The organism is Reyranella sp. (assembly GCF_050185545.1).
Classification (GTDB): domain Bacteria; phylum Pseudomonadota; class Alphaproteobacteria; order Reyranellales; family Reyranellaceae; genus Reyranella.
Map to the genome: position 1 here is coordinate 70,296 of NZ_JBFWZI010000001.1, position 12,462 is coordinate 82,757.

Below are 12,462 nucleotides of genomic sequence, written 5' to 3' on the forward strand. Positions count from 1 at the left end.
AAGCGCTTCGCTATTGCCGCTGCGAAACGTACGTGTACGGACTTTTGGCATGCTACGGCCCACTTGGATATATCCGTATAAACACCTCGGTACGGGAGGCTTCAACCCAGCGCAGAAGCGAAGAGAGCCGGCCCGAAAGCAGCGCAGCAGGCTTGTAGTCTTGGCACTCGGCTGCGGCAGCTAGGGCCTGCAGCACAACTTAGCGACTGATCCTTCCTACTGTGTCGGCAGGCAACGGTCCCTTGTTCACGGCCGTGATGGCGGCCTCGAGCTGGTCGAGGGTCGAGTACCCCACCAGCATGGTCGACACGGCGGGATGGGCGATCACGAAGCGCTGGGCGAGCTCGGTCAGATCGCTCGAGCCGCTCTCGCGGACCAGCGGCTCGAGCTCCTTGGCCCGCGCGACATCGGCGGCGAAGCTTGGCGCGGAGCCGATCGGGGCGACTGACTGCATGGCAAGCGGATGGCGCTCGGTGGTGCCCGAGAGGGCGCCGCCGGCGAGCGCGCGGATGACGATGGCGCCCATGTCGGCCGCCCTCACTTTGTCGAACAGCCGGCCGTAATCCTGACCCGGGGCACCCTTGGCCAACGGCCCGCCGGCGCTGGGGTTGAGGGCGTTGTAGACAACCTGGATGGTATCGAAGAGCTTCGACTCGATGGCGCGGTGCAGCGCCGCCGTCTCGCCGACGCCGCTGAAACCAATGAACCGCGTCTTGCCGGCCTTCCTGAGCTTCTCGAGCGCGGGCACAACCTGCTCGAGCGCCAGGTCGATCGCGAGCTTGTCGCCGCCATCGGTGGCGACCAGCGAATTGTGCAGCTGGAACAGATCGACATGGTCGCGTCCCATGCGGCGCAGGCTGTCCTCCATGCCCTGGACAATGCCCTTGCCGATATCGGCGCGATGCTCGGCGCGCAGCCTGACCTTGGTACCGACCACGACGTCTGCCTTGAGCGCCTTCAGCACGCGGCCGAGATTGCGTTCGGATTCACCGTCGCCGTAAAGCGCTGCGGTGTCGAAATAGTTGATCCCGGCCTCGATGGCGCGCGCCGCGGCGCGCTCCTGGTCCTCCGGCCGTCCCTTGGTGAACAATCCACCGACGGCGCCGGCACCGTAGCCCAACACCGAGACGTTCAGGCCCGTGCGGCCCAGCCTGCGCATTTCCATGTCAGCCCTCACCTTGGATCTTGACCTTGCGGCTCTCGTTGTCGACCACGACATGGTTGTCGTAGTAGGTCAGCCTACGGTCATCGCCCGTCTGGAGCAAATCTGTCGGGAGCGAATCCCTCGGGAGAAAATCATGAGCAAAGACCTTGCCGGCATCGAGCTCTGCGTGTTCGACGCCTACGGCACGCTGTTCGATTTCAATTCGGCGGTCGCCCGGCATCGTACGGCCATCGGTCCCAGCGCCGACGCCTTGTCCGACCTGTGGCGCAGCAAGCAGATCCAGTACACCTGGTTGCGCAACGGCATGGGCGCTTATGCCGAATTCTGGCAAGTGACGGGCGAAGCGCTCGACCATTGCCTCGCCGTTCATGGCATCACGGATCCGGGCGTGCGGCAGAAGTTAATGGGCGCCTACCTCGCGCTCGATCCGTTCCTCGAAGTCCCGGCCACGCTCGAGACCTTGCGTCGCGCGGGCAAGCGACTCGCCATCCTGTCCAACGGCAATCCCGCGATGCTCGCGCCTATGGTCGAAGCATCGGGCCTTTCCGATCGCTTCGAAGCGGTGCTGAGCGTCGACGAGGCGGGCGTGTTCAAGCCGGACCCCAGGGTCTACCGCCTGGTCGAGGCGCGCTCCGGGGTGAAGCCGGCGCATGTTTGCTTCCTGTCGTCCAATTGCTGGGATGCGCACGGCGCGGCACATTTCGGTTTCCAGACCGTATGGGTCAATCGCGCCTGCGCGCCCGATGACCGCCTGCCCGGAAGGCTCTCCGGCGAGATCGCCGACCTCTCCCTTCTTCCTGCCCTGCTCGGTGTTTCCTGATGTCCTCGCCCCAGTCGTTCGCAACACCAACCCTGGCCGATGTGCAGGCAGCAGCACGTCGCCTCGATGGCATCGCCCTGCGCACGCCGCTCCTCGAGAACGACCGAGTCAATGCGATGCTGGGCGGGCGCCTGTTCCTCAAGTCCGAATGCCTGCAGCGCACCGGCTCGTTCAAGCTGCGCGGCGCCTACAATTTTCTGAGCCAGATGAGCGCGGAGCAACGCGGCAAGGGCGCCGTCGGCTGGTCGTCGGGCAACCATGCCCAGGGGCTCGCCGAAGCCGCGCGCCTCATGAAGATGAAGGCCACAATCGTCATGCCGGCCGATGCGCCGGCGCTCAAGGTCGCCAACACGCGCGCCTCCGGCGCCGAGGTCGTGCTCTACGACCGCGTCAAGGACAGCCGCGAGGCGATCGGCACAGATATCGCCCGCAAGGGCGGCGCCACGATCGTGCCTCCCTACGATCATCCGTGGATCCTGGCCGGTCAGGGCACGGTAGGCCTCGAGATCGTCGAGCAGGCTCGCGATCTCGGCGTCACGCTCGATGCCGTGGCCGCCCCGTGCTCTGGCGGAGGACTGGTGACCGGCATTGCACTTGCCGTCAAGGGACTGAGCCCCACGACCAGCGTTCATACCGGCGAGCCGGCCGGCTTCGACGACATGGCGCGCTCGCTCGTCGCCGGCACCAGGCAGACCAACGCCAAGCTCTCCGGCTCAATCTGCGATGCCCTGCTGGCGCCGACGCCGGGCGAAGTCACATTTCCGCTGGCACAGCGGCTGCTCGGGCCGGGCCTGATGGTCAGCGACGACGAGGTGCTCGATGCCATGGAGCTTGCCTTCCGCGAGTTCAAGCTGGTGGTCGAGCCGGGCGGCGCCGTTGCCCTGGCTGCGGCGCTCACCGGTAGGTTGCCGGTGAAGGGGCGCACCGTCGTCGTCGTCTGCTCGGGCGGCAACGTCGATCATGCAACCTTCCAGCGGGCCTTGAGCCGACGCGCCGCATGAAGCTCACGCGCCGGGAGCGCCGCGAATGGCGGATGGTGTTGTGGATCGGCGTGGGCAGCGCCGTGATCAGTGGCTATTTCGGCTTCGCCATCGCGCCGGAGGACGAGCATCCCGTGCGCGCGATCCTCTTGGGCGTGATGACGTCGCTGTTGATCGCCACGCCGATCAGCATCATCGAGGCGCGGCGCGCGCACGGTGGGTTTCTGCGCCCATTGCGCCGACTGCCACTCGCCCTCTACTTCGCGATCAAGGTCGCCTTCTATCTCGTTGTGATCGTGTTCGGCCTGGTCATGTCTCGCTGGATTGCAGCGTGGACGGCGGATCGGGAGATCAGTCTCGACGCCGTCTTCGGCAGCTCGCTCGTCTTCGCCGTCGCGATGTCCGTGCTCGGCAACCTGATCTTCGAGGTGGGCGGACTGCTGGGCTTCGGCACACTCAAGAACCTGCTGACCGGACGCTACGTTCAGCCGCGGCGCGAGCAGCGGGTGTTCCTGCTGATCGACATGCGCAATTCCACCGGCCTGGCCGAGCGGCTGGGCCCGGTTCGCTTCCACGAACTGTTGAACTGGTTCTTTCGTGACATTTCCGACGCGGCACTGGAGTGCGACGCCGAGATCCACAAGTACGTCGGTGACGAGGCGATCCTGACCTGGCCAACCGATCGTGTGCTGGCAGAGGGCGCGTGCCTCGCGTGTCCGTTCATCCTCCAGGACATCATCGCGCGCAACCGCGACCAATACAGGTCGCGCTTCGGCGTCGTGCCGGTATTCCGCGCCGCCGTGCATGGCGGAGAGATCGTCGCCGGCGAAATTGGCGACGTGCGACGGGAGATCGCCTATGTTGGCGATACCCTGAATACGACGGCGCGATTGCTGGACGCCGCCAAGGCCGCTGGTCAGGACGTCCTGGTCTCGGCCGATCTGCTGCAGCAGGTGCACCTGCCGTCGGAGTTGAGGGCGCTCCGTTTGCCGACCCTGGAGGTGCGCGGCCGGTCGGCGCCGCTCGGCATTGCCGTGCTGCAAAGGTCAGCGTCGGGCGGTGAAGCGCTCGATCAGGCTGCCCAGAATTCCCTTGGGCAGGAAGATGATGAACAGCACCAGAAGCACCCCGTAGACTAGATTGTCCCAACCGACGGCCTTGGTGCCGAAGCCGATTCGCAGCCCCTCGGCGAGCGCGATGGTGATGATCGCGCCTACCGTGGGTCCCAGGGCGACGTAGATGCCGCCGACCACGACGGCGAACACCATCTGCAGGGACACGGCGATGCCGCTCACCGTGTCGGGCGAGATGAACATCTGGTACTGGCAGTAGAGCGCCCCGGCCAGCGCTGTCATGAGCGCGCTGATGACGGTGATGCGGAGCTTCTCGAAGGTGACGTTGACGCCTGCCGCCGCGGCGGCGTCCTCGTCTTCCGAGATCGCCTCGAGCGCATAGCGCGCCATGCTGCGGTCGACCATGTGCCAGATCACGATGCCGGCCGCCCAGACACCAAGGGCAATGAGATACCAGGTGGTCTTGTCGTCGAACTGCAGGGCAAGGATATGATTGCCCTTGGTACGCTCCGGCGTGTAGCCGAGCGAGCCCCCGGTGTAGTCGCGTGTCGCCGTGATGACCTGCAGCACGATGCCCGACAGGGCGAGCGTCACCAGCACGAAGTAATGGCCAGTGATGCGAAAGCGAAAGCAGGGATAGGCAACGACCAGCGCCAGCGCGCCGGCCGAGACCAGGGCGACCGGGATGCCGACCCACGGCGAGACGCCGAGATGATTCCACATCAGCGCCGTGACATAGGCGCCGATGCCCATGAAGCCGCCATGTCCCAGCGAGACGAGGCCGAAGCGCCCCATCATCGACCACGATGTGTAGGCGAACGACCAGATCAGGATCAGGATGATGATGTGCAGCGGATAAGGCTCGCGATAGAAGAACGGCAGGGCGATCAGCGCCAGGCCGAGAACCGCGTAGACGATCGTGCGCTGGTTCACGGGACCCTCTTCATTGGCGCTTCGCCAGCAGGCCGGCCGGCCGGATGAACATCATCAGGATGAAGAAGGCGAAGGCCAGCACGTAGCCCCACTCGAGATCGGAGAACAGGCCGCCCAGCGAGATGATCTGGGCGAACAGGAAGGAGGCGGCGAAGCCACCGACGAAATTGCCCAGCCCGCCCAGCACGCAGATCAGGAAGGTGATCGGCCCGAACGACAGGCCGACGAAAGGATGGACGTCGTACTGCAGCACCAGCAGGCAGGCCGCCAGGCCGGCCAGCGCGCCGCCCAGCGCCGAGGTGATGAGATAGATCCGCCGCGTGTCAACGCCCATCAGGGCCATGATCTGGCGATCCTGGGCGATGGCGCGGATGGCGGTGCCGATATAGGTCCGCTTCATGAAGAAGTAGACCACGATCATGCCCACGGCGGCCGCACCGAAGGCGAGCAGGCGCGAGTAGCTGAAATGCATCTCGCCGAACGCCAGCACCGGCAGGCGGATGCCGAGATTGCGGAAGTCGATGCCGAACGCCACGGTGGCGAAGCTCTGCAGCACGAACAGCACGCCGCCGGTGGCGAGCAGCTGGTTGATCGGCGGCCCCGACAGCAACGGCTCGATCACCAGGAAGTGCAGCAGCGCTCCCAGGGCCGCCACCAGAATGATCGCCAGCGGCGCCGCGAGGTAATACGACAGGCCATAGTACTGTACGAGGTAGTACATGCCGTACATGCCGATCATCACCAGCTCGGCGTAGCAGATCCAGGTGACGTCGATGACGCCGAAGATCAGGTTGAGCCCGAGCGCCAGCAGGGCGAGCACGCCGCCCAACAGGATGCCGTTGATCATCGCCTCGACGAGGTAGATGTCGAAAAGCTCGAGGAATGAGTCCATCAACTTCTCCCGCTGGGGGCGCGCGACTGGTGGCGGAGTAAACTCCGCCAAAGTCGCGCGTCATGCTCTTCTGGACCGCGGGCGTCTCGCCCGCTCATGAGGTAGAGCGGGCGAGACGCCCGCGGTGCAGAATAACCCCAAAACACCCAGGTAATCCAGCTTGATGGTGTCGCTCTCCATCATCTCGGCGGCAGTTCCCGAGGCGCGGATGGTGCCGGCTTCGAGCAGGTAGGCGCGGTCGACGACGCGCAGGACCTGCTGGACGTTCTGCTCGACGATCAGCACCGTGAGCCCGCCGGCACGGATACGCTTGACCAGCTCGAACACCTGCTGGACCACCACCGGCGCCAGACCGGCAGACGGCTCGTCGAGCAGGAGGAGCTTGGGGTCGCTCATCAGCGCCCGCCCGATCGCGCACATCTGCTGCTCGCCGCCGGACATCGTGCCGGCGAGCTGGTTGCGCCGCTCCTTGAGGCGGGGGAACAGCGTGAACACCACCTCGAGGCGCGCGGCGAACTTGCGCCGCGCTTCGGGGATGAACGCCCCCATCTTGAGGTTGTCCTCGACGGTGAGCCGCGGAAACAGCCGACGGTTCTCGGGAACGTGGGCGATGCCGAGGCTGACGATGCGATGGGCGGCCGTCGCCACCACATCGGTCCCCTCCATGGCGATGGTGCCCCTGGTCGGCCGGATAAGCCCCGAGATCACCCGCATCAGCGTGGTCTTGCCGGCGCCGTTGGGGCCGATCACGCCGACCGCCTCGCCGGCCCTGACGTCGAGGCTGACGCCGAACAGCGCCTGGAAGCTGCCGTAGCCGGCATCGACCTTGTCGAGTTCGAGCATGCTCGAGGCCGCCATGGTCAGCGCCGCCGCTCGGCCGCTGCCGCTTCCTGGGTCGCCTGGGCGTCGGTGCCGAGATAGACCTCGATCACCCGCGGATCGTTCGACACCGAGCTGGGGAGGCCCTCGCTGATCTTCTCGCCGTGATCGAGCACCATGACGCGATCGACCACGCGCATCAGCACACCCATGATGTGCTCGACCCAGATGATGGTGATGCCGAGCTCGTCGCGGATCTTTCGCAGCATGTCGGCCGCCTGGTCCATCTCCGATTCGTCGAGCCCGCCCAGGCTTTCGTCTGCCAGAAGGAGCTTGGGACCGGTGGCCAGCGCCTTGGCGAGCTCGAGCTTCTTCAGCCCGGCGGCGCCCAGACCGTCGACGGTGGCGCCGCGAGCGGTCGGCAGGCCGACCATGGCGAGCGCCCGCTCTGCCGCCTGGTCGGCCCTCGACCGGCTGTGCCCGCCCTGACCGTAGAAACCGGCCAGCGCCACGTTCTCGAAGATCGAGAGGCGGCGGAACGGGCGCGGGATCTGGAAGGTGCGGCCGATGCCGCGATTGATGATGCGATGGGGCGCCAGGCCGGCAATCTCGCGCCCCTCGAAGGTGATCGAGCCGGCGGTCGGCGGAAACGTCCCCGACAGCATATTGAAGATCGTGCTCTTGCCCGAGCCATTGGGGCCGATCAGGCCGAGAATCTCGCCCTGATCGACCTTGAACGACACGTTGCTGACGGCCGTGAAGCCACCGAAACGCTTTACCAACCCCTCGACAACGAGCACTGCGGCGACTTTCTTCCGTCCCGCCTACTTGTTGCTGTAGGTCGTGCCGGCCGGCAGCGGCAGCACGGCCTCGCGCTGTGCCTGGCTCTTCGGCCACACGACGTAGGACTTGTCGTCGACGTACTGGATGACGACCGGGAAGGCGCGGTCGTTCTGGCCGGCCATCGGCTTGCCCTCGCCCTCGAACTTGACGCCGAAGCCCAGCATCGTGCCGCCCTCGGGAATGTCGGTGTCGAGCGCCGCCTTGCGCAGCGCCTCGGAGTCGATACCGCCGTACTTCTTGATGGCGCGCGGCAGCACGTCGGTCAGGAACAGGTAGGTGTTGGAGGCCGCCATGCCGACATGGGCGGAGCGGATCGCGACGCCGGGCTTCACCTTGTCGAACTCCTCGCCGACATATTTGATCTCGGGCGGGAGCTTGGCTTCGAGCGCCTTCTGGTTGGTCAGCCAGATCGAGATCGGATCGGCGTTGAAGAAGTAGTTGACGTCCTTGCCCAGGCCTTCCTTGAGCTTCTCGTAGACGCCGTAGCCCGCGCCGTGGCCGACCAGGGTCTGGAACTTCAGCCCCTGCTCGCGCGCCTGGCGCAGCAGCAGGGTGATGTCCGGATTGTAGCCGGTATGGAAGACCACGTCCGGCCGCGCCCGCTTGAGCTTGGTGACCAGCGCCGACAGGTCGGGCGCGGTGGCCGAATAGCCTTCCTTGAGCACGATGTTGAAGCCCGCCTTCTTGGCGCCGGCCTCGTTGCCCTTGGCGACATCGACGCCATAGGCGCCGTCCTCGTGGATGATGGCTACGCGCAGGTCCTTCGGCTCCTTGCCGAGCTTCGACTTGGCGTTCTGGTTGATGAAGTCCATCGTCATCAGGCCGAACTGCTGGCCGCTCGGCTGGGCGCGGAAGACATACTTGAGATTTCGGTTCTCGAGCACGGCCGATGAGATGCAGGTGGTGATCCACATGAACTTCTTCAGCTGCTCGACGCGGGCGGCCACCGGCACGCACTGTGCCGACGAGTAAAAGCCCAGCAGCATGTCGACCTTTTCCTGCTCGACGAGGCGCACCGCCTCGTTGATGGCGACATCGGGCTTGCTCTGCGCATCGGCGTAGACCGCCTCGATCTTGTAGCCCTCGACACCAGTCTTGGTGAACTGGTCGAGCACGATCTTGGCGCCGATATACTGCAGCTCGGAACCGCCGCCGGCCAACGGGCCGGTGAGATCGTAGACGACACCGATCTTGAGCTTCTTCTCCTGGGCTTCGGCCGTCATCGCCAGACCCAGCGCCGCGGTGACCGCCACCACGCCGCTCACCAAACGGGCAAACCTTCCCTTGGACATCAAGCCCTCCCTGGAGTGCACACCAGACGCTGAGGCGTCTCTTGTTGTCCGCCATCACACGGGCGAGACAGTCGGATGTCAAGAGTGGCGCGTCAGCTGCGGCCTTCGCCCGGCGTCAGGATGTCGAACATCATGCGCATCTGCTGATCGAGCATGGCGAACAGCGCGGGAAGCCGCGAGAGATCGCCCTCGATCCTGAGCTTGCCCGACATGAGCGCCTCGGGGGCCGCCAAGCGCTGCAGCACGATGGCGTCGAGCGTCTCGCGCGTGGTCGTGATCGACGCCGTCGCCTTATCGGACCATTCGTTCATCCGGTGCGTCAGCGTCGAATGCCTGAGGGTCAGCACCAGCTTCTCGGCCCGGTCGGTGAAGTGCCAGTTGAGGATCATCGACTGGCCGGCCGCCTTGGCTGGATCGAGCCGGATGGCGATGAGGTCGAAGAAAATGTCGGTGCTGAGACCGGCCAGGATGTCGGCGCCCATCCCGGGTCCACGCGCCGGCACCTGGAACACGCCGTGGCGCAGCTCCTGGGCGCCATAGAGGAAGGCGTTGCGCCAGGTCGCCGATTCGGCTTGGTAGCCCATCTGCTCCAGCGCATCGGCGCAGAGCGTGCGCGCTTCGATGTTGTCGGGCTCGGCGTAGACCACTTCCTTCATGACCTGCGCCACCCAGCGATACTCGCCCCTGGCGAAGTCGGCCCTGGCGCGCGCGATCACCGCCGCCGCACCGCCCATGTACTCGACGAATTTTCGCGCCGCCGGCGCCGGCGGCAGCGGATGCAGGTTGCATGGATTGGCATCGTACCAGCTGAGATAACGCTGGTAGACGGCCTTCACGTTGTGATTGACCGTGCCGTAGTAGCCACGCACCGACCAGCGTTCGGCAAGCCCGGGCGGCAGATCGATCGCCTCGGCGATCTCGGCCGGACGCCAGCCCTTGTTCATCAGGCGCAGGGTCTGGTCGTGGACGTGCTTGTAGAGATCGCGCTGGGACTCGAGGTGATCGAGGATCGCCTCCCGGCCCCAGGTCGGCCAATGGTGCTGCCCGATCAGGATGTCGGTGTCGGCGCCGTAGAAGGCGATGGCGTCGCCGATGTACTTCGCCCAGATCCGCGGATCGCGCGCCACGGCGCCGCGCAGCGGAATGAAGTTGTGCAGCAGCGGGCAGGCATTCTCCGCCATGTTGAGCACGCGGAGCTGCGGATAGAACATGTGCATCTCGGCCGGCGCCTCGGTTTCCGGTGCGAGCTGGAAGACGATGCGGATGCCGTCGATCGTGTGCTCCTCGACCGGCTGCACGATGCTTCGTGTCGGGGCGATCAGCCCGACCGTGCCGCGCGCGACGCCCTTTCCCAGGCCGGCGTCGACCTGCCCGCGCGGACCGCGCGGCAGCAGGGTGCCGAACTGGAATTGCGCCCGTCGCGCCATCGGCATACCGGCGAGCACGTTCTCGCCCGACACCGCCTCCATGAAGCCGTCGGGCGCGATCACCTCTACGTTGCCCGCCTTGACGTCCGCCTCGTCGACGATGCCGCGCACGCCGCCATAATGATCGACGTGGCTGTGGGTGTAGATGACCGCCACGACCGGCCTGTCCCCCCGGTGCGCGCGGTAGTGCGCCAGTGCGGCCCGCGCGACCTCGGCAGTGGTCAGCGGATCGATGACGATCAGGCCGCTGTCGCCCTCGATCACGGTCATGTTGGAGATGTCGAAGCCGCGCAGCTGGTAGAGCCGGTCGGTGACCTTGAACAGTCCGTTGGCGAGGTTGAGACGCGCTTGGCGCCACAGGCTGGGATTGACCGTGGCCGGCGCCAGCTCGCCGTCGATGAAGGCGTACTCGCCGAGGTTCCACAGGACCGTGCCGCTGCCCGTGCGCACCAGGCCTTCGGGCACCGGTGCGATCAGGCCGCGCCTGGCCGCCTCGAAGTCCGCCGTCTCCCCGAACGGCAGCTTGGCGGTCATCGCCGCATTGGCGGCCCGCGTCGCGGGCTCGGCGTCACGCGCGACGTCGAGATGCGATCCCGGAACCGGAACGGCCGAAGCGGTTGCCATTTGTCTCTTCCCCCCACTGACGCGGCGGCGCACTTTGCGGGCCAGCCATGGCCAAGCGCAAGCTCTCCCTGTACGCCATCCGGCGCACGGTGGCCGCCCTCCCGGGCATCGAGGAAGGCACGTCGTACGGCACGCCGGCGTGGCGCTGCCGTGGCAAGCTGCTCGCCCGCCTGCACCAGGACGGTGCCTCGATCGTGCTCAAGGTCGGCGACGCCACGCGCGATCACCTGCTTCAAGCCGACCCCGAGACCTTCTTCGTCACGAATCACTACATCGGCTATCCGATGGTGCTGGCGCGGCTCGACCGGCTGAGCGCGGTCGACCTCAAGAAGCTCCTGCTGCGCGCCATGGAGACGAAGCGGTAACGGGGACGATCATGCTCTTCCGGACCGCGAGCGTCTCGCTCGCTCATGTGAATCCATGAGCGAGCGAGACGCTCGCGGTCCGGAAGAACATGGCGCCCGGCGTTGGTGCCCCTACCCCTCGACCTTGATGTTGTTGTCCTTCACGACCTTGGTCCAGCGCGCAGTCTCGAACTTGATCTTCTCGAGATAGGCCTCCGGCGTGCTGCCGGTGGTAAAGAAGCCGAGATCGGCGAACCTGCGCTTCACGTCCGCATCGCTGATCACCTGGTGAACCAGGCCGTTCAGGCGGTCGACGATCGGGCGCGGTACGCCGGCCGGCGCGACCAGGCCAAAGAACACGGCGCTCTCCATGTCGGGCATGCCGAGCTCGATCACGGTCGGCACGTCGGGGCACACCGTGGAGCGCTCCTTCGACGCAACGACCAACCCCTTCATGCGCCCGGCCTTCACGTGATTGCCGGTCGGCAGCACCACGTCGCATATCATCGGCACGTGCCCGGCCAGCACGTCGCGGATGGCATCGGCCGCGCCCTTGTAGGCGACGACTTCCATGTTGAGCTTGTTGCGCGTCTTGAACAGCTCCATCCAGAGATGGGGCTGGTTGCCGATGCCCGACGTCGCGAAGCGCACCTTCTGCGGTTGCTTGTTGACCCAGTCGGCGAACTCGGCATAGGTGCGCGCCGGCAGGTCGTTGCCGAGGGCGACCAGATCGGTGATGTCGACCAAGGTCGAGATGGGCTGAAAGTCATTCAGCGGATCGAAGGGCTGCTTGAAACCGAGCGCGGCGTTGGTCGCCAGCGTCGTGGTGCCGAGCAGCAGCGTATGCCCGTCCGGCCTGGACTTGGCCACTAGCTCCATGCCGATGATGGTGTTGCCGCCGCCACGATTCTCGACGATCACCTGCTGGCCGAGCAGCGCCGTCATCCTCTCGGCGAGGATGCGGCCGGTCGTGTCCGTAGCGCCGCCCGGGATGTAAGGCACGACAATCTTGATCGGCTGGCTGGGCCAGGTCTGCGCCCGCACGGATGACGCGCCCACGATCGTCCAGCCGGCCGCTCCCGCAAGCACACTACGTCTCTTCAGCATCGTTCCCCTCGCGTCTGCTTGACCAGACTATTGTCTTGACATGGATTTGGAGGATAGCGCACTTCTCGGCGTCATGACGAACCTCCGGATGCAGATTCGACGTCGCCGCCGCACCAACCGAAGAGCGCGAGTGCGATGACGCA

The 12,462-nt window shown here is 65.9% G+C and carries 12 protein-coding genes; 4 read left to right on the forward strand and 8 right to left on the reverse strand.

Annotated features, from left to right (window positions below):
* Positions 1 to 199: 199 nt before the first annotated feature.
* Positions 200 to 1,165 carry an aldo/keto reductase gene (locus AB7O82_RS00355; RefSeq protein ID WP_428543589.1) on the reverse strand — a complete coding sequence of 322 codons (966 nt, stop codon included), beginning with the start codon at positions 1,163 to 1,165 and terminating at the stop codon, positions 200 to 202.
* Between AB7O82_RS00355 and AB7O82_RS00360 the strand changes: the two genes are divergently transcribed.
* From AB7O82_RS00360 to AB7O82_RS00370, 3 genes are read left to right on the forward strand one after another with little or no spacing between them, the layout of a single operon-like run.
* Positions 1,164 to 1,985: a haloacid dehalogenase type II gene (locus AB7O82_RS00360; protein WP_428543587.1), complete on the forward strand. Its 822-nt coding sequence runs from the start codon at positions 1,164 to 1,166 to the stop codon at positions 1,983 to 1,985. The two genes, AB7O82_RS00355 and AB7O82_RS00360, sit on opposite strands and share 2 nt — an antisense overlap.
* Positions 1,985 to 2,986 carry a threonine ammonia-lyase gene (locus AB7O82_RS00365; RefSeq protein ID WP_428543585.1) on the forward strand — a complete coding sequence of 334 codons (1,002 nt, stop codon included), beginning with the start codon at positions 1,985 to 1,987 and terminating at the stop codon, positions 2,984 to 2,986. The genes AB7O82_RS00360 and AB7O82_RS00365 overlap by 1 nt, the downstream gene beginning before the upstream one ends.
* The gene (locus AB7O82_RS00370) at positions 2,983 to 4,104 is read left to right on the forward strand and encodes an adenylate/guanylate cyclase domain-containing protein (RefSeq protein WP_428543583.1); all 1,122 of its coding nucleotides are present in this window, start codon (positions 2,983 to 2,985) and stop codon (positions 4,102 to 4,104) included. The genes AB7O82_RS00365 and AB7O82_RS00370 overlap by 4 nt, the downstream gene beginning before the upstream one ends.
* On the opposite strand, the gene AB7O82_RS00375 is transcribed toward AB7O82_RS00370, so the two are convergent.
* The 6 genes from AB7O82_RS00375 to AB7O82_RS00400 all read right to left on the reverse strand — a co-directional run bounded on the left by AB7O82_RS00375 (position 4,012) and on the right by AB7O82_RS00400 (position 10,868).
* Complete coding sequence (locus tag AB7O82_RS00375; RefSeq protein WP_428543581.1) at positions 4,012 to 4,971, reverse strand: branched-chain amino acid ABC transporter permease; 960 nt, start codon at positions 4,969 to 4,971, stop codon at positions 4,012 to 4,014. The two genes, AB7O82_RS00370 and AB7O82_RS00375, sit on opposite strands and share 93 nt — an antisense overlap.
* A 10-nt stretch (positions 4,972 to 4,981) precedes the next feature.
* Positions 4,982 to 5,863, reverse strand: a complete 882-nt coding sequence (locus AB7O82_RS00380; protein WP_428543579.1) for a branched-chain amino acid ABC transporter permease — start codon at positions 5,861 to 5,863, stop codon at positions 4,982 to 4,984.
* Positions 5,864 to 5,923: 60 nt separating this feature from the next.
* Positions 5,924 to 6,706, reverse strand: a complete 783-nt coding sequence (locus tag AB7O82_RS00385) for an ABC transporter ATP-binding protein (RefSeq protein WP_428618392.1) — start codon at positions 6,704 to 6,706, stop codon at positions 5,924 to 5,926.
* Positions 6,707 to 6,723: 17 nt separating this feature from the next.
* The gene (locus AB7O82_RS00390; protein WP_428543575.1) at positions 6,724 to 7,482 is read right to left on the reverse strand and encodes an ABC transporter ATP-binding protein; all 759 of its coding nucleotides are present in this window, start codon (positions 7,480 to 7,482) and stop codon (positions 6,724 to 6,726) included.
* Between the two features lie 24 nt (positions 7,483 to 7,506).
* Complete coding sequence (locus tag AB7O82_RS00395) at positions 7,507 to 8,817, reverse strand: ABC transporter substrate-binding protein (RefSeq protein ID WP_428543573.1); 1,311 nt, start codon at positions 8,815 to 8,817, stop codon at positions 7,507 to 7,509.
* A 92-nt stretch (positions 8,818 to 8,909) separates the two neighbouring features.
* A complete protein-coding gene (locus AB7O82_RS00400; protein ID WP_428543571.1) occupies positions 8,910 to 10,868 on the reverse strand; it encodes an alkyl/aryl-sulfatase in 1,959 nt (652 codons plus the stop codon).
* 47 nt (positions 10,869 to 10,915) lie between these two features.
* Between AB7O82_RS00400 and AB7O82_RS00405 the strand changes: the two genes are divergently transcribed.
* Complete coding sequence (locus AB7O82_RS00405; RefSeq protein WP_428618373.1) at positions 10,916 to 11,233, forward strand: MmcQ/YjbR family DNA-binding protein; 318 nt, start codon at positions 10,916 to 10,918, stop codon at positions 11,231 to 11,233.
* A 111-nt stretch (positions 11,234 to 11,344) separates the two neighbouring features.
* Here the strand turns inward: AB7O82_RS00405 and AB7O82_RS00410 are convergent, their stop codons facing one another.
* A complete protein-coding gene (locus AB7O82_RS00410) occupies positions 11,345 to 12,319 on the reverse strand; it encodes a Bug family tripartite tricarboxylate transporter substrate binding protein (protein ID WP_428543567.1) in 975 nt (324 codons plus the stop codon).
* Positions 12,320 to 12,462: the final 143 nt, after the last annotated feature.